This window comes from Streptomyces sp. NPDC097617, from assembly GCF_044761485.1.
GTDB lineage: Bacteria > Actinomycetota > Actinomycetes > Streptomycetales > Streptomycetaceae > Streptomyces.
This window is the reverse complement of record NZ_JBIWCL010000004.1, coordinates 125,860-144,093: the sequence shown is the minus strand read 5'-3', so window position 1 is coordinate 144,093 and position 18,234 is coordinate 125,860. Positions and strand designations below refer to the sequence as shown.

General features: G+C 70.5%; 19 protein-coding genes and 4 pseudogenes. 11 read left to right on the top strand and 12 right to left on the bottom strand.

The window, feature by feature from the left end; translation table 11 throughout:
* Positions 1-411: 411 nt before the first annotated feature.
* Positions 412-1,887: a cytochrome P450 gene (locus ACIQZO_RS09415; RefSeq protein WP_403622521.1), complete on the bottom strand. Its 1,476-nt coding sequence runs from the start codon at positions 1,885-1,887 to the stop codon at positions 412-414.
* Positions 1,859-2,068 (bottom strand): hypothetical protein, encoded by a 210-nt coding sequence (locus ACIQZO_RS09410; RefSeq protein WP_403622518.1) that lies wholly within the window; start codon positions 2,066-2,068, stop codon positions 1,859-1,861. Before ACIQZO_RS09410 ends, ACIQZO_RS09415 begins: the two co-directional genes overlap by 29 nt.
* A 216-nt stretch (positions 2,069-2,284) precedes the next feature.
* Here ACIQZO_RS09410 and ACIQZO_RS09405 point away from each other — a divergent pair, with 216 nt between their 5' ends.
* Positions 2,285-2,941 (top strand): hypothetical protein, encoded by a 657-nt coding sequence (locus ACIQZO_RS09405; RefSeq protein ID WP_403622516.1) that lies wholly within the window; start codon positions 2,285-2,287, stop codon positions 2,939-2,941.
* A gap of 520 nt (positions 2,942-3,461) precedes the next feature.
* On the opposite strand, the gene ACIQZO_RS09400 is transcribed toward ACIQZO_RS09405, so the two are convergent.
* From ACIQZO_RS09400 to ACIQZO_RS09390, 3 genes and pseudogenes are all read right to left on the bottom strand, one after another.
* Complete coding sequence (locus ACIQZO_RS09400) at positions 3,462-4,091, bottom strand: DUF4291 domain-containing protein (protein ID WP_403622513.1); 630 nt, start codon at positions 4,089-4,091, stop codon at positions 3,462-3,464.
* A gap of 368 nt (positions 4,092-4,459) precedes the next feature.
* The gene (locus tag ACIQZO_RS09395; protein WP_403622510.1) at positions 4,460-4,825 is read right to left on the bottom strand and encodes a darcynin family protein; all 366 of its coding nucleotides are present in this window, start codon (positions 4,823-4,825) and stop codon (positions 4,460-4,462) included.
* Positions 4,815-5,474: pseudogene (locus ACIQZO_RS09390) on the bottom strand (NmrA family transcriptional regulator); the annotation flags it as partial. The pseudogene ACIQZO_RS09390 and the gene ACIQZO_RS09395, both read right to left, overlap by 11 nt.
* A 2-nt stretch (positions 5,475-5,476) precedes the next feature.
* On the opposite strand from ACIQZO_RS09390, the pseudogene ACIQZO_RS09385 reads away from it, so the two are divergent.
* The 4 genes and pseudogenes from ACIQZO_RS09385 to gdhA all read left to right on the top strand — a co-directional run.
* Positions 5,477-5,950 (top strand): annotated as a pseudogene (locus ACIQZO_RS09385) (LysR substrate-binding domain-containing protein); the annotation flags it as partial.
* A 418-nt stretch (positions 5,951-6,368) separates the two neighbouring features.
* A complete protein-coding gene (locus ACIQZO_RS09380; protein WP_403623364.1) occupies positions 6,369-6,707 on the top strand; it encodes a polysaccharide pyruvyl transferase family protein in 339 nt (112 codons plus the stop codon).
* A gap of 75 nt (positions 6,708-6,782) precedes the next feature.
* Positions 6,783-7,223, top strand: coding sequence for an NAD-dependent epimerase/dehydratase family protein (locus ACIQZO_RS09375; RefSeq protein WP_403622507.1), 441 nt, complete (start codon positions 6,783-6,785; stop codon positions 7,221-7,223).
* A 299-nt stretch (positions 7,224-7,522) separates the two neighbouring features.
* The gene (gene gdhA, locus ACIQZO_RS09370) at positions 7,523-8,878 is read left to right on the top strand and encodes an NADP-specific glutamate dehydrogenase (protein ID WP_403622505.1); all 1,356 of its coding nucleotides are present in this window, start codon (positions 7,523-7,525) and stop codon (positions 8,876-8,878) included.
* Positions 8,879-9,067: 189 nt separating this feature from the next.
* Here the strand turns inward: gdhA and ACIQZO_RS09365 are convergent, their stop codons facing one another.
* Positions 9,068-9,451, bottom strand: coding sequence for a hypothetical protein (locus tag ACIQZO_RS09365; RefSeq protein WP_403622502.1), 384 nt, complete (start codon positions 9,449-9,451; stop codon positions 9,068-9,070).
* 401 nt (positions 9,452-9,852) lie between these two features.
* Positions 9,853-10,377, bottom strand: a complete 525-nt coding sequence (locus ACIQZO_RS09360; protein WP_403622499.1) for a hypothetical protein — start codon at positions 10,375-10,377, stop codon at positions 9,853-9,855.
* A 235-nt stretch (positions 10,378-10,612) separates the two neighbouring features.
* On the opposite strand from ACIQZO_RS09360, the gene ACIQZO_RS09355 reads away from it, so the two are divergent.
* A complete protein-coding gene (locus tag ACIQZO_RS09355; RefSeq protein WP_403622496.1) occupies positions 10,613-11,104 on the top strand; it encodes a DUF2975 domain-containing protein in 492 nt (163 codons plus the stop codon).
* A complete protein-coding gene (locus ACIQZO_RS09350; protein ID WP_403622493.1) occupies positions 11,104-11,325 on the top strand; it encodes a helix-turn-helix domain-containing protein in 222 nt (73 codons plus the stop codon). The genes ACIQZO_RS09355 and ACIQZO_RS09350 overlap by 1 nt, the downstream gene beginning before the upstream one ends.
* Positions 11,326-11,833: 508 nt before the next feature.
* Here the strand turns inward: ACIQZO_RS09350 and ACIQZO_RS09345 are convergent.
* Positions 11,834-11,953: pseudogene (locus tag ACIQZO_RS09345) on the bottom strand (IMP dehydrogenase); the annotation flags it as partial.
* Positions 11,954-12,226: 273 nt separating this feature from the next.
* Here ACIQZO_RS09345 and ACIQZO_RS09340 point away from each other — a divergent pair.
* Together ACIQZO_RS09340 and ACIQZO_RS09335 are read left to right on the top strand one after the other, a co-directional pair.
* Positions 12,227-14,101, top strand: a complete 1,875-nt coding sequence (locus tag ACIQZO_RS09340) for a Stealth CR1 domain-containing protein (RefSeq protein ID WP_403622490.1) — start codon at positions 12,227-12,229, stop codon at positions 14,099-14,101.
* 37 nt (positions 14,102-14,138) lie between these two features.
* Positions 14,139-14,648, top strand: a complete 510-nt coding sequence (locus ACIQZO_RS09335) for an NUDIX hydrolase (protein ID WP_403622487.1) — start codon at positions 14,139-14,141, stop codon at positions 14,646-14,648.
* 67 nt (positions 14,649-14,715) lie between these two features.
* Here ACIQZO_RS09335 and ACIQZO_RS09330 read toward each other — a convergent pair.
* Positions 14,716-14,910, bottom strand: a pseudogene (locus ACIQZO_RS09330) (VOC family protein); the annotation flags it as partial.
* Positions 14,911-14,948: 38 nt separating this feature from the next.
* Here ACIQZO_RS09330 and ACIQZO_RS09325 point away from each other — a divergent pair.
* Complete coding sequence (locus tag ACIQZO_RS09325) at positions 14,949-15,155, top strand: hypothetical protein (RefSeq protein WP_403622484.1); 207 nt, start codon at positions 14,949-14,951, stop codon at positions 15,153-15,155.
* 72 nt (positions 15,156-15,227) lie between these two features.
* Here ACIQZO_RS09325 and ACIQZO_RS09320 read toward each other — a convergent pair whose 3' ends face one another.
* The 3 genes from ACIQZO_RS09320 to ACIQZO_RS09310 form a co-directional block, all read right to left on the bottom strand.
* Entirely contained in the window at positions 15,228-15,791 is a 564-nt protein-coding gene (locus ACIQZO_RS09320) for a ribosome-inactivating family protein (RefSeq protein WP_403622481.1), read from the bottom strand.
* A 373-nt stretch (positions 15,792-16,164) separates the two neighbouring features.
* Positions 16,165-16,419, bottom strand: a complete 255-nt coding sequence (locus tag ACIQZO_RS09315) for a hypothetical protein (RefSeq protein ID WP_403622477.1) — start codon at positions 16,417-16,419, stop codon at positions 16,165-16,167.
* Between the two features lie 244 nt (positions 16,420-16,663).
* Entirely contained in the window at positions 16,664-16,939 is a 276-nt protein-coding gene (locus ACIQZO_RS09310) for an isoamylase early set domain-containing protein (RefSeq protein WP_403622474.1), read from the bottom strand.
* Positions 16,940-17,334: 395 nt separating this feature from the next.
* Between ACIQZO_RS09310 and ACIQZO_RS09305 the strand changes: the two genes are divergently transcribed.
* Positions 17,335-18,186: an aldo/keto reductase gene (locus ACIQZO_RS09305; RefSeq protein WP_403622471.1), complete on the top strand. Its 852-nt coding sequence runs from the start codon at positions 17,335-17,337 to the stop codon at positions 18,184-18,186.
* Positions 18,187-18,234: the final 48 nt, after the last annotated feature.

The window sequence follows — 18,234 nt, the reverse complement described above, 5'->3', positions numbered from 1 at the left end:
AGAGACGAGGCCGCCCCCGATCGCCGCGCCACGAGCAGGGGCCCGCTTTCGGCGGCACGCCGCAGCTCCGGCAGGCTCCGTGCGAGCCGGTCGAGAGGGACGTTGACGGCTTCCGGCAGGTGGCCGGAGGCGCTCATGGCGGACATGGTCCTTGGCAGTGGGGAGGAGGAAGGGCGGGGCGGGGCGCCGTGCCGACCGGGGGGATCGGTGAGCGGGGGCCGGCACCGCGTGCGAAGGCGTGGCCATGCCGGGGATGCTGGGCACGAAGGAACAGCCCGGCCAGGGCACGGCGCACCGCGCCACAGGACTGCCACATGCCGGCAACCATCGGAGTCGGGCCGGAAGGGGTGGGCCGGAAGGGGTCGGCAGGAAGGGGCGGTCAGGTCCGGGCGCGCCGCCCCCACTGCCGCGTCACCAGGTGACGTACAGGGTCTGCGGTGAGCGGTGGATCAGTGTGGGCCGCATCCGCGGCGGTGGACGGTCCCGGTCCAGTCGCAGCCCCGGCATCCGGCGGATGAACAGCTCCAGGGTCGAACGAAGTTGCTCGCGGGCCAGTTGGGAACCGGGGCAGCCGTGGGCCCCGTACCCGAAGGCGAGGTGCTGGCGGTTCGCGGGCCGGGCGATGTCGAAGTCCCCCGCGCGCTCGTATCGCTCCTCATCGCGATTGGCCGAGCCGTACGCCACCAGCACGGCGGCCCCCGCGGGCAGTTTCGTCCCGGCGAGCGTCACCGGCCGGGTGGTGATCCGGCGGAAGGCCTGGATGGCGGTGTCGTGCCGCGCGGCTTCCTCGACCGCCGCCGGGATCAGGGACGGATCGGCGCGGAGCATCCGCCACTGCCGCCGGTCGCCGAGCAGGCGCAGCAGCATCGTGGAGATGAGGGCGCTCGTGGTGAGGAATCCGGCGATCAGCAGGTTCTGCAGGCTCGTGACCAGTTCCTGGCGCTGTTCGAGGGTGAGCTCGGCGTCACCCGGGGCCAGGGCGGCCACCATGGCCGAGCACATGTCGTCCCGGGGGACGGAGCGCCGGTCGCGGACGTACCCGTCCAGCAGGTGCTGGAGCGCCACCACGTCCTCGGCGGCGGCCACCTGCCCCTCCGGCGACAGCGGACGGAAGAGCAGTTCCTCGGCCCGGTATCCGCCGTGCACGGCCGCGGGCACGTCGCCGGGGTCCAGTCCGATCAGGCGTCCGACCACCATCCCGGGCAACCGCCGGGCGTACGCCTCCACCAACTCCGCCGCCCCGTCGGCCGCGAAGCCGTCCACCAGCTCCTCCGCGCACGTGCGGGCGTACGGCAGCAGCCCCGCCACCCGGGCGCCGGACAGCCCCCGGTTCAGCGGAGCCCGGTGCCGACGGTGGGACGGGCCGTCGCTGGACACGACGGTGGGCCGGGGCCCGAACCCCCGCGACAGGACGCCGAGCGCCGCCTCCGAGAGCGGGACGTCCTGGAGCAGGGAGTTGGCCGAGGAGAAGTCCTCCGCGCGCAGCAGCACCTCCCGTACGTCCCGGTCGCGTGCCACCAGCCACGCGCCGAACTCGGGGACGTACGTCAGCCCCTCCGCCCGGCGGGCGCGGTCGTAGAGCGGATAGGGGTCGCGGTACAGCTCGTCACGCCGCGCCTGGTCGTCGTGCCACGTCACAGGGACCTCCGGATCGCGATCGGGACCGGGCGGGGGCGCCGTCGCGGGGCGACCTCCGGCGCGCCGGGTCATCCTGCCCGAAACCCACCCGGCCCGGTAGGGCGCCTGTCGGCGGGGGCCGGCGCGGACGTGCCGGTGCCGGGCCGGCCGTACATCGGTGACCGTCAATCCGCCGTCCAGGGTGAGCCGTTCCTTGACCCGCGCCCGGTCGGTGACCAGGTCATCGCGGTCGGCCTTGCCGGCTGCCACGGTTTTCCACTGCCGGCTCCGGACCGGGTGCGCCATCGGCGCCGAGGACCTCGATGCCGTCCTCGGTCAGGGCGATCAGGCCCTTGTCCGCGATGCCCTCGATCCTGGGCGTGAGGCTCTCGGTGGCGGTGGCGGTGGCGGTGGCGGTGGCGGTGGCGGCCTCGAACTCGGGCCTGCGCACCGCGCCCACGAACGTCGGTCGTCGTCCGACCCGAACACCTGGAGCGGCACCGGATCGGTAAGGATCTCGTAGCTCAGAGCAGCCATCGCGCAGAACCCCCTCGCTCGACTGGCGGGCGCTCACCCCCCCCACAGGCGCGGTCCCCACCGCACTGAGGGGCGGACCGGCCCGCCGAGCCGGGCCGGGGTGATCACTGTCCACGTTCAGAATGGTGCCGTGACCAAAGGCGAACAGAGCGGAAGAGAAACGCGTTCATTCCTGATGTGTGTGAGGGAGGTGGCGCGGCTGCTGGGTGTCGAAGACGCCGACTCCATGGAGCCGCACGACCGGCATGCCCGCCGCCTCGCGGGTGCCGTTCGCAAGCCGCTGCTCGAACGCGCGCATCTGCCCGAAGAGTTGTTCGCCCCGCTGATGGCGGCGGCCGTGTACGACCCCGATCCCAGCTTCTGCCGCTGGTTCGTCGAGCCCGCGGTCTACGCATTCGGGCGCCGCCGCGTGAGGACAGCGCTGGTCGGGTGTATGGAGACCGGAACGGATGCGGAGCGCGCGGGTGCCGTACGGGCCTGGTACTGCGCCTATGTGCCTCTCTACGCGGATCGTTCCCCGGCGTACGGACCCGACGGGGTACGCGATTCCGCTCTCGACGAGTCGGAAGACATCGAGGACGCCTGGCTGGAGACTTCCATGCGGGTGTTCGCCGAGACCACGGATCTGCGGATGAGTCAGCGTGTCCTGCTGAACCTGCCGACATCCCGCGCGGCATACCCGCCGCACCTGCGCACACTGCTCGAAGGCACATGTGCATCCGCACGGGTCCATCCCGACGAGCACATCCGTCGCTGGGCCGCCGCAGCGGACCGCGACGCGGCCTGAGCCCCGGCAGCCGCCTCCCCCGGCAGTCACGGGACAACCCCGGCCGTCCAACCGGGTTCTGCGGCAGGAACGTTGAGCCGCCGTGCTGAACAGCGCGACCGATCCACCGTCGTGCTACCCCTGATCCACGCATTCCCGGCAACCACTCAGCGCCGTTGAGAGAGAGTCACTGTGGAAGAACTGACCACCACCCGCCATCAGGTCCCGTACCGAGCACAGTGGGAATCCCGAGAACTCGTTCACGAGATCGTCGGCGGAACCGTCCAGGCGCACCAGGACCCGCGTTGGAAGTCCTCCGGCGCTCTGACCCCGGAGGAGTACACCTTCTGGAGTTGGCGCTGCTGCGGCATGGCGTGCCTCAACATGGCTCTCGAACACTGGCTGGACCTCAGCCCCCCGAACGTGGTCCTGGCCAAGGAGTGCATGGAAGCCGGCGGCTACATCCTGCGCGACGGCCACTGTCCACCGGCCGGCGGCCGGCGGCCGGCGGTGGCAGCGCCGCATCGACGGACAGATGAGCTCATTGGTACAGATGCGCCACGTCCCCTTCATCCACGGGGTAGGGACGTTCACGGGGCAGGAGCTGCCGTGCGGCGTCCAGGTCTCCGCCCTGTACATGAGCGTGGATGGTGTGAGCGAGCGAGGTGATGTCGGTGATGGAGACGGTCCACTCATCGGCGTAGAGACGGGCGGCCTCGCCGGTGAGGCCGAGCTGGAGCGACCGGTGGGCAAGTGGCGCAAGACGCAGGTCGCGTTCGGGGTCCCATTGCACCCGGGCCGGAGCCCGTTTCAATTGGCGCTTCCAGGTGGCGCGGTCGGCGTGGAGACCGTGCTCGTAGTGGGACAGGCAAGCGTGCTCCAGTGCCCACTCGAAGCCTTCACGGGAGATCTCGACAGCGAGGACGGTCTCCTGGCCCACTTTGGCGCCCCAACCGCAGCGATACATCATCCACAGGAACGACGGCTTGATCCAGGTCATCCGGTCCCGCTGCCACACAGGTGGGAACCGGCCCTCCTGCGCCGCCGGCAGGCCGATCTCCTGGGCGTACGCCTGGTAGACGGTGACCGTGGAGTCCGTGTGCAGGGCTCGGATCTGGTATTCGGGTGCTGTCACGGGACCAGGGTGGGCACACTGCTTCGCGCGCGCCATCGAATTACCGCGGTCCCCGGCCGCCGAGCCTGCGACAGCAGATGTGGGTGGCGGCGATGCCGAGGACGGCTTGGGAGTGCGCGGCATCGCGCTCGGTGCGGCGGTGCGGGCGGCGGTTTCCGGCAAGCGAGGCGACCGTTTTGGGGGCGCCACCTGCTGGAACAAGTCCCGCAACCCGCACGGAAGCAGGCGCTCCACCATCGTCAGTACGACGATGAGACCAACGATCAAGCCAGTCGAGATGGTCTCTCAGACCGAGCGGCGGTTGCGGGTGGACGTGACGCAAGGATGCCCGCCGCCCTGCGCGCCGGTGCCCCGGGCCCGTGGGGCCCGGGGGCGGCCGGCATCGTAGGGCGGCTGGTGGTGTGTCAGGTGGCGATACTGGTGACGGCCTCGACGCCGTAGGTGCGGGCGTAGCCGTTCTCCGTGCCGACGAGGAGGTCGACGACGGTGAAGTAGCGGTCCCAGAAAGGGGTTTCGCGCAGTGCGTCGATGAGGAGCTGGTAGGCGTCGTGGTCGTCGGCTTCCCAGACCCAGACGTCGGTGACGCGGGTGGAGTAGAACTCCGTGTCGTAGAAGCGTGAGCGGACGCCGGTGGTCCTGGCCTTGATCGCGGGGACGACCTGAGTGGTGAAAGCGTTCATGCGCTCCTGGGGAGTCATGGCGAGCCACTCGGGCGTGGTCTTGATGAGCATGAACGCGGTGACCGGCGGGGCGGTCTTCTCAGTGGGCATGACGGGCACCTTCCGAGCGGACGGCGGGCATCAGGGTCTGGGCGCACCAGTGCTGGAAGGTGGTGGGGGAGCCGGTGGCCGGGGTGCGGGTGACCCCTGCGTCGAGGCCCTCGTTCTTGGCCCTCTTCATGTCGACGATTCCCTGGGCGAAGGCCTCGTTGAGGCGGTATCCGAGGAGGTCGGTGTGCAGTGCGTCGAGCGGCTGGCGCTCGTAGCGGACGGGGCGGCCGAGTTGTTCGGTCATGATGCGCGCCAGGTCGTCGGGGGAGAGGTCCTGGGGTCCGAGGACGGGAACGCTGTCGTGGCCGGACCATGAGCGGTTCAGGAGGAGGTCGGCGGCGACGGCCGCGATATCGGCGACGGCGGCGCGGGGGGCCTTGCAGTCGGCCTCGATGGCGTCGGTGAAGACGCCAGTCTCCCGAATGGTGTCCACGTCCTCGAGAAGGTTCTCGAAGAAGGACGGGCAGGCCAGGGCGCGGTGGGCCACGCCGGTGCCGGCGATGAGGTCGTCCATGGCGAGGGAAGCGGTGACGAGTCCGGCGCGGTGGGCGACCGGGGTGCCGCGGCCCAGCGCGGAGACTCCGACGACGTGGCCGATGCCGTGGGCGACGAGAACCTTCGCGGCGGGCCGGGTGAAGCCGCAGTAGGCCCGTGGACCCCGAGACCCGGATCGAGGAGCTGGCCACCCTGCGGATGGCGGCGGCGGTCCGGCCCGGCCACCCCCTCACCGACGGGACCCTGACCCCGGAGCGGCTCGCTGCCTCAGATCATGTGGTGGTGAGCCGCCGCGGCCGGTTCACCGGCCCTCTGGACGCCGCGCTGGCCGAGCGGAACCTCAGTCGGCGAGTCGCCGTCGTCCTCCCCAGTCACATGGCCGCGATGGTTCTCGCTGCGCGCAGTGACTTCGTCTGCCTCATCCCGACCGCACTCCCCGGCAGTGCCCCCTCCCCGCTCACCGACACCGCCACCACCCTGGGCCTTCGCCTCCTCGACATCCCCCTGCCCCTGCCGCCGCTGACCATCGGCATGGCGTGGCACCCTCGCCACGCCGCCGACGGAGGCCACCACTGGCTCCGCGACGCGGTCCGCCGGACTTTGCGCGCACCGGGCGGTACGGCTGCCTGACGTCACGGTGGCCTCCTGCCGCGGGGCGTGCCCGGCCACCAGCCGACTGACCGTCACATGCGGTCTGTGGCATGACGGTAGAGAGTGCGAGGGCTTGCGAACCCCGGGCGCAGTTGGCCATCGGCATCATCCGCCGAGGCGGCGAGATCCTGCTCGTACCGGAGAGTCTCGGTGCCGCAGGCGAGATCCTCCGGTCGCTGCGCGGTGGCGGGGTCGTCCCCTCGATGGGGAGCGGGAACCGGTGCCGGGGAGATGGCGTCTGTCGAAACACAAGATCACCAGTGAGCGCGGAGGAGTGCGCAATGACGGGCACAGCTACCCGGTGCCTCTACTTGGCCCGGCACGGTGAGGCGGTGTCGGAGGAGGGCGGACTCACGGACAACGGCCGTCGGTCACTTTCGGCGGTCGCCGAAGGAGAATTCAGGGAGCCGATCGGACGTCCTACTCCACGACACCGCAGCAGTTTCTCGGTCTCTTCCGCGAGGCTGACTACGTGGTCACCAGCTCCTTTCACGGAACGACCTTTTCGGTGAATTTCAACAAGCCGTTCGTGTCCCTCGCCCCACCGCTCTTCGCCTCACGGGCCGAAGACTTCCTGACATCACTGGGGCTGTCCGAGCGGTTTGTCACGGACGGGAGCCGCGAACTGCCCCCGCACGACATCGACTACGCCCCGGTCAATCGCGCACTGGACCGCCTACGGCACCACTCGCGGCGCTACCTCCGGGCAGCCCTGTCGGAGCCGGCACGGAACTGAGCCGGGAGGAGCCGAAGCCCACACCCTGCCCCGCAGAGTGGTCGACCTGCACCACGAGAGAGGAGCGCCGGAAGAATGGGACGGATACTCGTTACCGGAAGCAGAGGCCTCATCGGATCGGCGCTGGTAAGAGCCTTGGCGCGGGACGGTCACGAGCCCGTGCACTACGACATAGCGGCTGATCGCCGCCAGGATGTCACCGATCCGCACGCACTGGCTCACGCCATGGTGGGATGCTCGGGCATCGTGCACCTGGCCGGTGTATCACGGGTCGTTTGGGGCGAGCGGGACCCTGCCCACTGCCGACGCGTCAACATCAACGGCACCCGCAACGTGCTGACCGCGGCGGCGAAGGCAGTGGGAACGTCACCGTGGGTGCTGTTCGGAAGCAGCCGGGAGGTGTACGGCCAGGCCGTACACCTCCCGGTGCTCGAGTCGGCTCCCAGCGCTCCGCTCAACTGCTACGCCCGCTCGAAGACGGAGGCTGAGTCGTTGGTACGGGCCGCTCGCTGCTGAGGGCCCGGGCCGAGGCACCGGCGATCGGCGCTGACCGCACCCGATGGAGCGGCCCGTGCATCGCTCACGGCAGTGGGCGCACCTCCGTGTGGCTGACGATTTTTGTCCGCAGGGCAGAAGGCTTTCCCAGAGCGGCGCCGTGCGGGGTAGCCTCCAGAAAGGGGCCCGGTTCCGGAAAAACTTTTCCGAAAACGTGCGTTCATGGCGCGCTGCACTCGGAATCGACCGGTACTCGCGGCCCCGCGGACACCATGGACCTGCCGTCGTCTGCGCACTGCGCACTCCCTGGAGGGACACACGTGAAGGACTCGAAGGACAGGCTGGAAGCACTGCGGGCCGAGATCGAGCGCCGCAATCCCGCGCAGCCCGAGTTCCACCAGGCGGTACGGGAGGTCCTCGAGACCCTGGCCCCCGTCTTCACCGCCCGGCCCGAGTACGCCGACCCGGCCGTGGCCCTGGTGGAGCGGCTCACCGAGCCCGAGCGGCAGATCCTGTTCCGCGTCCCGTGGCAGGACGACAGGGGGCGGGTCCACGTCAACCGCGGCTACCGCGTCGAGTTCAACAGTGCGCTCGGCCCGTACAAGGGCGGCCTGCGCTTCCACCCGTCGGTGGACATCGGTGTGGTGAAGTTCCTCGGCTTCGAGCAGATCTTCAAGAACGCCCTGACCGGCCTCGGGATCGGCGGTGGCAAGGGCGGCAGCGACTTCGACCCGCACGGCCGGTCGGACGCCGAGGTCATGCGGTTCTGCCAGTCCTTCATGACCGAGCTGCACCGGCACATCGGAGAGCACACCGACGTGCCCGCCGGGGACATCGGTGTCGGTGGCCGCGAGATCGGCTACCTCTTCGGCCAGTACCGGCGCATCACCAACCGCTGGGAGGCCGGCGTCCTGACCGGCAAGGGGCAGGGCTGGGGCGGCTCCGCGATCCGGCCGCAGGCGACCGGCTACGGCGCCGTGCTGTTCGCCGCCGAGATGCTGAAGGTCCGGGGCGAGTCGCTGGACGGCCTGACGGCGGTGGTCTCCGGCTCCGGCAACGTCGCGCTGTACACGATCGAGAAGCTCCAGCAGCTCGGCGCGAACCCGCTGACCTGCTCGGACTCCCAGGGCTACGTCGTCGACGACAAGGGCATCGACCTCGCACTGCTCAAGCAGGTCAAGGAGGTCGAGCGGGGGCGCGTGAGCGAGTACGCGGTGCGGCGCGGATCCTCGGCGCGGTTCGTGCCGGGTGGGCGGGTCTGGGAGGTGCCGGCGGACATCGCCTTCCCCTCCGCCACGCAGAACGAGCTGGACGCGCAGGACGCCCGTACGCTCGTTGCCGGCGGGGTCAAGGCGGTTTCCGAGGGCGCCAACATGCCGACCACTCCCGAGGCGGTACGGATTCTGCAGGAGGCCGGGGTCGCGTTCGGGCCCGGCAAGGCAGCCAACGCGGGCGGGGTGGCGGTCAGCGCCCTCGAGATGAGCCAGAACGCCGGGCGGGTGGCCTGGAGCGCGCAGCGGGTGGAGGACGAACTCGCCGCCATCATGCGCTCGATCCACGCCGTCGCGCACGAGACCGCCGAGCGGTACGGCGCCCCGGGGGACTACGTCACCGGCGCGAACATCGCCGGCTTCGAGCGGGTCGCGGACGCGATGCTGGCGCAGGGCGTCATCTGATCCGACAGCGCGATGGCTGTGGCCACGGCTACGGCCACGACGCGGGCCCGGATCGCCCGCCCGCCCGCCCGCCCGCTCCGCCGCGGCCTGCGGCCATCGACCTCGCTCGCGTGCACCTGCTCCGCGGCGAGGTCGATGGCATTCGGTTCGGGGGCCCCGGCCCGTGGAGCCCCACGCCGGGACACGGGGTCAGAACACGACGACCGTGAACGGGTTGTCCGCGTAGTTGCCCCTGAGGTCGTACGTGTAGACCGTGACGGCGTCCGGGCCGCAAACGCCGTTGGGCGTGGTGCTGAAGCTGCGGCGGTTGGAGTTGGGCAGCTCGACGGAGACGACGCTGAATGCCAGGTTGACCTGTTCGCTGACATTCACGCAGTACCGGCCGGTGTTGACATGACGTACCCAGTCGATGTTCTTCGCTCGCCGCAGTGCGCCGGATGCGGAGACGTCCGCGGCGGCCTGGACGTACGGGGAAGTGATCGGCCTCGGGTCGGCCGCCGCGGCGGTCGCGGGGACGGCGAGGGCCCCGGTCAGTACGACAGCGGCTGGCAGTGCGGGGATGAAACGGTGCATGACTGACACTCCCGGCGAAGGCGCCCTGCAGCGAGTTGCGGACGATCCACCCACACTCGACGGGCGCTCATCACGGCGCGGTCGCCACGCCGGTCCGGTATGGGCCAACCGGTGCTGACGGTCACCCAGGTGGCCCGGACGGTACAGCCGTCCGGGGGAGCTTCGGCGCGGTGCTCGGCACGGTAGGCGGTGGAGGCGTCGGCAACCAGGCGATGAGCTACGGCTACCTGTGCTTCGACACCTCGGTGAGGGCGGTGACGGTGCTCGTCCTGATCGTGCTCGTGTCGTCGGCGCCGCTGTTCGGCGGGCGCCCGGGACGTTTTCGTCGCGGGCGCCCTGGCTCTGCGTCCCGGTGCGCGCGGCCGGGGGTTCGCGCGGCCGCAGGTTCGCGCGGGATCGGGTCAGTAGCCCCAGCGCTGCCCGACGCTGCTGTCGACGCGGCAGTGGATCGCGCGGCCGTTGGCGTCCCGGCCGGAGGTTCCGATGTCGGCCTTCCTGCATATCTGGCCGGCCTTGTAGCAGTTCCCGGCGTTGGAGCGCGGGTAGCAACCGGTGCTGGCCTTGGTCGGCTCGGGAGCGGGGGCCTGGGTACGCGTGCGCGTCGGGGCGGGAGGCGCGGGCGCGGGCTTCGTGGCGGCCGGGGCCGGCGCTGCGGACTTGGCGGCGGGAGCGTCGGTGGTGGGCGGGGGAGTCGGCGAGGCCGAGGTGGGGGCGGTGCTCGGGGTGCTGCTGGGGCTCGGAGTCCGGGAGGCCGGCGTCGTCGAAGAGGTGGCGCCGGCCGTGACGCTCGCGCTCGGGGTGCTGGTGGTGGTGCCGGTGGCGCTCGGGTCGCATGCGGCGATCAGGAGGACCGTGGAGACGGCGGCGAGAACGCCCGTGAATCTCTTCTTGAAGTGTGCCTTGGTGCTGGTCCGCTGCATCGCCATTTCGGGACTCCTGAGGTGCGGGATCACTTAGAACGGCGATCAAGATACATACAGCGGTGAGGCGGCCGCCGGGGAGTTAGTGGATTGAGATGAACAGGACGAAACCGCTGTGCGGGCGACCTGTCGACCGCCTCCCGTCCATGAGCGGCCGCCTGCCCGCTCGTATCCCCGCCCCCCGCGCATCATCTATCGAAAATCGATAGATTTACATCGTAAATCGATGGAGGGGTGGGTCATGGGAAAAGTGGCAGTGCATGCGTTGCGTGCCGTGCTCGCGGTGGTGCTCGTCGGCACCGTGTTCGTGCAGGCGGGCATGGTGTGGACGTTGATCAGCGGCAATGATCAGGAGGACGGGTCGCTTCCGCTGACCCCGCTGCGTGTGATCGTGATCCTGGGCATGCTGTCGGCCCAGGCCGCCCTCGTCTGCGTATGGCAGCTGGTGACGATGGTGCGGCGCGGAACCGTGTTCTCCCGCACCGCCTTCCGGTACGTGGACGTCGTGATCGGCGCGATCGTGGCGATCGCCCTCCTGTGGTTCGCCGTCACGGTCCTCAACGCACCGGGCCAGCGGGAGGACCCGGGCGTCACCGTCATCATGGGCGGGGTCGGCGTGGCCATCCTGGGCGTTGCGCTCATCGTGCTCGTGCTGCGGATGCTGCTCGCGCAGGCTGTCGCGCGCGACGTCGAAGCCGCCCAGATGCAGGCCGAGTTGGACGAGGTCATCTGATGCCGATCGCTGTCGACATCGACGTGATGCTGGCCAGGCGCAAGATGTCCGTGGGCGAGCTCGCGGACCGCGTGGGGATCACGCCCGCCAACCTGGCGGTACTCAAGAACGGCCGCGCCAAGGCGGTGCGCTTCGCGACGCTCGCCACGCTCTGCGAGGTGCTCGAGTGCCAGCCGGGCGACCTGCTGCGCTGGGAGGCCGAGGACGCCGCGGGCGGATGACGCGCCGCACCCCGACGCTGCGTATGCCCGTGGTCAGTGGCGGCGGCGGTTGAGGTAGAAAACGATCAAGCCGTTCATTGGCCCCCCGTGGCGAAGATCAGCAAGCTGAGTCTGCGCCTGGCGCGCGGCTTCGGTCAAGGCCGAGGCGGGGAGCGAGGCGGGGAGCGAGTCCGCTGCGGCAGTGCGCCGATACCGGGCCGGTGACATACGGAACGGCTGCCTGGTGAACCGGTCTCGAGCCCGGTGGGCTTCGCGGCCGGGGCTGTGCCGGCGCACAAGTGCGCCCGGCCCGCAGGGAACGGCCGCAGCGACCGCCATCGGCACTCCCTGCGCCGTCCAGGCCCTCACCTGACCCGCACGGTCACCCCAGTAGCGGCCGTGGTGCGGGCGGAGGCGGCATCCACAAGGGCGCGACCACGAGCGCCCGCGCCGATGGTGCCGCGACCGGCTGTCACCCCCGTGCGCGATCCGGCCGACCGTCACCACCGGTCGGCCGGTCGCGCGCCGGTCAGGGCGCGAGGAGGGTCTTGATGGCGCGGCGCTCGTCCATGGCCCGGTACCCCTCGGCGACCCGGTCCAGGGGCAGGGCGAGGTCGAAGACCTTGCCCGGGTCGATCAGGCCGTTCAGGTTCCCCACCGTTCGTCCGGCGGGAAAGCGCCACGTCATCCAGGTGTCCCGCACGTCGCGCACGCGGCGGGTCACTGACACGAGGTGCAACGGCACCACATCCGCCGCCACCCACGGCCGATCCCGGTGAGGTCGTTCGAGTCCGCGCCGGGCGGCGCCCGCCCGAGCCGGCGCCGCGCATGAGAAGTCCCTGTGATTCGGACGCGGGAGGACTCCGGACCCTTGCATGAAACGTGAACGAAAGGAAACGTATCGCTGAACAAGGGATCCATCATGCTCTTGCGCACACCGAGGACGTACATGCAGGGAATTCGCCGTCTGCCCCTTCCGGCCGGGCTGCGCAGGCTCGCCCGGACAGTGCGTCGCCGCAACGGCATCCCGCGCCAACCGGGCCCCGCCGGGCCGGAACACACGGACGGCGGGCCGCCGCCGCGGCGCAGCCGGGCCGCCGACCGCGAGGACGAGCTGCTGGCGACCGTGCCGGGCCTGGTCCGCCACCGCGGGCGTCTCGCCGTGGTACGGGACGATCTGCTCCCCGCCGATGCCCGTGACGCCAACCTCCGCTCGCTCGCCGAGGCCCTGGAAGCCGCTGCCGTCCCCTACGGGCTCGTCCCCGACGGCCGGCTCACGCACCGGGTGGCCATCGCCCCGGGCGACCGGGCCGCCGCGCTGAAGGCCTGCGCCGCCGCCTTCGCCGGGCTCCCGCTCTACGCCCGCCTCACCACCGCCGACGGTGAGGCCCGCGACGGCTCGGCCGGCGACGTACTGGCGGAGGACCTCCCGGCAGCGGTCGACGCCGCCGAAGCGGTCCCGGGTGACGGCGACCGGCAGGCCGGTGAGCCCGCGCAACCCGCCCGCGTCCGGTCCGTACGCCTCCACCACCCGGTCGTCACCTCCGGCCGGACCCTGACCTACGGTCCCGAGACCGGCTGCGACCTGGAGTTCTGGGAGGCCCCGGACTCCGGCGAGGGCGCCCTCGCCACGCTGCGCGAGACCCCGTACGGCTGGTGGGTACCGTCCCTGACGGCCTCGGCCACCCGCCGCATCGGAGACCGGGACTACCCCGTCGTCGACTGCTTCTCGGGCCGCTTCCCGGACGACATCGAATTCCCGGTCGACGCGGTGATCACCTGGGTGGACGCCGCAGACCCCGCCTGGCGCCGGCGCAGGGACCGGGCCGCGCACGCAGCGGACGTCGGCACCGCCCGCCGCACGGGGATCGACCTCGCGGACAACCGGTACCGCGACCGCGGCGAGCTCCGTTACTGTCTGCGCTCCATCGCCGCCTACGCACCCTGGATCCGGCACGTCTTCCTGGTCACCGACGACCAGGCCCCCGACTGGCTCGACACCTGCCATCCCCGCGTCACCGTCGTCGACCACCGCGAGCTGTCGGCGGACCCCGACGCTCCCGAGGTGTTCAACTCCCACGCCATCGAGAGCCGGCTGCACCGCATCGCCGGCCTGGCCGAGCACTTCATCTACTTCAACGACGACATCTTCCTCGGCCGGCCCCAACGCCCTCAGGACTACTTCCTGTCCTCCGGACTGCCCAAGGTGTTTCACGACTGGCGTGCCGTCGACCCCGGCAGCCGGGCCGGCGACGACGTGTTCACCTCTTCGCAGAAGGTCACCCGGCAGGCCGTCGAGGAGGCCGTCGGCCGCACCTATCCGCACATCCTCGCCCACACCCCCTACCCCCTCACCCGCTCCTTCTTCACCCGCGTCGAGGAGCTGCTGCCCGGTCGGCTCGCCGCCACCGCCCGCTCCGTCTTCCGCAGCACCGACGACCTGGCCCCCGTCACCCTCGCCTCCCACCTCGCGCTCGCGGAGGGCCACGCCGTCGAGGGCCACCTCGCGCACACCTACATCAGCACCGCGCGCCACGACGTGGTCGAGACGCTGCCGCCGCTGGCCGCCGAGCGAGGCCACGACGCCTTCTGCCTCGCCGACGACGAGGACGCACCCCTCGAGGACGGACCCGTCGTGGCCGGAGACGGAGCGCGGGACGGAGCGCGGGACGGAGCGGGGGACGGCATCCGGGCCGGGCTGACCGCGACGCAGCAGCAGAACGTTGTCGCGGTCTTCCTGGAGGCCTACTTCCCCGTGCCCTCCCCGTACGAGCGCTCGCCGCAGTCGGGCGACTGACCCCTGCCCGGGCGGGGCTCCTGCGATCGTGTGTCCCATGGTTGAACTGGTCGAGCGGGTCGATGAGCAGGACCGTGTGGTGGCCGTCGTCGAGCGCGGAGAGGCGATTCGGGAGCGTTGGCTGCACCGCGTCGCGACGATCGTGTGCCGCGACGCCGACGGACGGATCCTCGTGCACCGTCGCCCGGACAACGCATCCCGCTTCCCGGGGCAGTTCAACTGGATGCTCGGCGGCGCGGTCGACGTCGGCGAATCGTACGAGGGAGCCGCGGCCAGGGAGCTGGCGGAGGAGCTCGGGGTCCGGGCGGATCCCCGTTTCGTGCTCAAGTTCCTGTGCGACGGTGCGATCAGCCCCTACTGGCTCGGCCTCCACGAAGTCGTGATCACAGAGCCCGTCCAGCCGGACCCCGGGGAAGTCGCTTGGTTCGACTGGCTGACCGAGCCCGAACTCCAAGGGATGCTCAGCAGCTCCGAGTTCATTGCGGATGCCCGCGAGGCATTCGAGCGGTACGCGGCCCTCGGTCGGGCCGCCGGGGGATCCGGCTGACGCACTTGGATCCTCGGCGGCGCCGTACGCACTGCTGGAGAAGCAGTGCCCGGCGTCACAGTGCTGTTCAGCGAGCGAACTTCTCGAGGGCGTCCGGCGTGACGGGGGTGAAGAAATTGACGAGGTTGCCGTCGAGGTCGCGGAACAGGAGGGCGCGGTTCCCCCAGGGCATCGTGGTCGGTTCGTTGACGAAGTCCTCCACGAAGCCGCGCAGGTTCGCGTACACGCCGTCCACGTCGTCGACGAGGAATTCGAGGGTGACGCCCTGTCCACGCCCGGCTGCCCGCCAGTGTCGCCATCGTGACGGAACTGCCGCCGCCCCCGGGCAGCGCGGCCCTGGAGGCGGAACACTGGTGCCGAGTCGAACTGTACGGCAGGCAGCCAGTCGAGCCGCTCCGCACGCTCGCCTCGATGGACCGCACCTTCGTCATGGAGCGCCCGGGTGAACTCCGCGGCCTCGTCGAAGCTTTCGCGGAACGACTCGCGGACTTCGCCCGGCGAAATTGATGTCATCAGCTTCTTCGGCGGCAACCAGCAGACCCCATCGGTGAGGGGGTCCGGCAGGCTGGCTGCCGCGGGCTAGAGTCGCCCTCCCGTCATCCAGATTCGCGACATCGCATCGGCCAGTGCGGGGTATCGGGCGGCCTCGCAGAGCATTTCCGAGAGCACGAGCAATCCGTGAGCGGTGCTTCGCGGATCGCGGTTCTGGTGCAGCCGGATGATCGCGTCGCTCAACGGTCGGCGCCCGAGCAGGATCCCCGAACGCCGGACAGCTGCGGCCGATTCGAGGTCGGCGCGGTCTCCGCCGAACGGCAGGGCTTCCGCCCGGCGCAGGCCCGGCGGTGCGACCGAGTCCCGCACGTGGCGGAGGTACGCTTCCGGCGGGGCCTGGCCATTCTCGAAGATGTTCCGGAAGCCGGCGATCCGTAGGCGTGAATTGCGCGGGCGGAGCTCGATGTAGAGCTCGATGAACAGACCGCGCAGTTGGACGTGGAGGGGGAGGTAGGGCATTTCGCCCTCCTTGCGCCCGGCTCCGCCGAAGAATCCCTGCGCATCTTCCGCTTTCGACCGGATGGTCGATGTCAGGGACCGATATTCGTCGGCGGAGGCGAGCGCCGGAGAAAACAGCATCGGTATCAGCACGGCCGGCCTATCGGGGGACAGGTCCAGGTCTCGGACTTCCCGCGAGTAATCTGACCGCAATCGCCAGGATTCTTTTGCACTCACGCATGCAAATCACCACCTTCGCCATATTCCGACGGCGGGTTCGTCACCCTTGTCGGTGCCGGGTTCGGTCCGATGGGCTCCTTTGTAGTCGTCCTGGTGGCGGCCAAGAGAATTGTTGGCCTCTGATGCTAAGAAAAGGGCGTGATCCCGGACTCCCGGACGAGGGGATGCACGACGCGGCGGGGCCTGCCGGCATGCCGCTGGCCGGGTCGACGGCAGTGGGTGGCGGGTCGGTCAGAAGGTGCCCCCGACCTCGTGCGGGTTGCCCGCGGCCGTGGTGGCCGTCACCTCATATGGTGGAACCCGACGTGTAGGCGTCCCAGGAGCAGCTCCAGCCCTTGCCGTTCTTCGCGCCCCACGTGTTGTTGTTGATCCAGTACTTGCCTATCTGGATCGACTCGTACGGTGCGCAACCGCCGGCCGCGCTCGCACGCTCGGCCGGGGAGGCCAGGGTGTAGGCGACCGCGCCGTCCAGCGCGGTCAGGGCCACCGCCGCGGCGGTGAATCGTCTGCGGGTGAGTCGGTGGCGTCCAGGAGCTGTCATGGGGTAGGGGTCTTTCGCTCGGTGACCTTGCACCCCTCAGTTGCCGCCCGCGCCCGATACGTTGCCGTGATCCACACCACTCCGGCTCCGCGGCACGGAAGCCGCGGAAGCAGCGGAAGCCGCGGAAGGCGGACCGCTCCATGGAGGTGCGGGTGACATCGCCCCGGACACACGCGCGCGCCGGGCTCTCGTGACGTTCACGAGAGCCCGGCGCGCACGACCCGCCAGCGGGAACGGCAGGGGTTCAGGTGTGGATGAGGCTGTTCGGGCCGTCCTGGTCACCGGCGGTTTCGTCGTTGAACCAGTAGTCACCGGCGGCCAGGTAGCGGAAGGAGTGGATGCTCTTGCTGGGCAGTTCGACGGTCACGGCGCGCTTGCCGTCCTTGCGGGGCTTCAGGGTGTGGATGCCGGGCTGCCAGTCGTTGAAGTCGCCCACCACGCTGACCGGGCCGGGCGGGACGTCGGCCGGGAGGACGAAGGTGACCTTGGTGCGGTCCTTGCGCAGCGTGCGCTCCAGCATGCGGAACTCCAGACGGGGAGGGGGAGGCGTACGGGCACATCCTCGGCGGCAGCCGCCCGGAGAGCATGCCGACGCCCCCGCTCACGTCCCGGCGTCACCCGCCCACCGTAGTGCGCAGGGTGTGACCGTGCAGCGAGGTGGGGTCCTGCCCGCGACGGCGGAATCCCGTGAGGACGGGTACGTGACGGCCTGCGGCCACATCCTCGGGCAGCCGGCCTCCGGTCGGCAGACGGATCTCGTCCCCTCACCCGCGTGCCGCTGCGGGTGAGCGCGCCGGCAGCGTCCAGTGTGGACACCGTCGGAGAAGGCGACGGAGCGGAGTGAGCGGAGTGAGCGGATGCAGCACGTCGAACTCTCGCCCGGTTTCCGCACATCCGAGCGACAAGGGAGAACCCATGCAGAGCGTCACCCTCAACAACGGCGTCGAGATGCCGATCCTCGGCTTCGGCGTCTACCAGATCCCGGCCGATCAGACCGAGCAGGCCGTCACCGACGCCCTTGCCGCCGGCTACCGGCTGCTCGACACCGCGGCCGCCTACGGCAACGAGGAGGCCGTAGGCCGCGCCATCGCGAGCAGCGGCATCCCGCGCGAGGAACTGTTCGTCACCACCAAGCTGTGGGTCCAGGACGCCCCTGCCCAGGACAACACCCGCCGCGCCTTCGAGACGTCCCTGACCAAGCTGGGCCTGGACCACCTCGACCTGTACCTGATGCACCAGCCGTTCGGCGACGTCTACGGCCAGTGGCGCGCCATGGAGGCCGTCAACCGCGAGGGCCTGGCCAAGGCGATCGGCGTCGCCAACTTCTACCCGGACCGTCTCCTGGACCTGATCCTCCACAACGAAGTCACCCCGGCGGTCAACCAGATCGAGACCCACCCGTTCTTCCAGCGCACCGCCGACCAGGACCTCATGCGGGAGCACGGGGTCCAGCACCAGTCCTGGGGCGGCTTCGCCGAAGGCAGGAACAACCTGTTCACCGACCCCGTCCTCAGCGAGATCGGCGGGGCGCACGACAAGTCGGCGGCTCAGGTCGTGCTCCGCTGGCTGATCCAGCGCGGCATCGTCACGATCCCGAAGTCGGTCAACCCCGGCCGGATGGCGCAGAACTTCGACGTCTTCGACTTCGAGCTCAGCGACGGCGAGATGGCCGGGATCGCCGCACTCGGCACCGGCTCGTCCGTGTTCTTCGACCACCGCGACCCTGAGATGGTCAGCCGGCTCGGCACGCACCGCGTGGGGAACTGACCCGGCGCAGGAGAACTGACCCGGCGAGGGAGGACCCGTCGCCCCCGA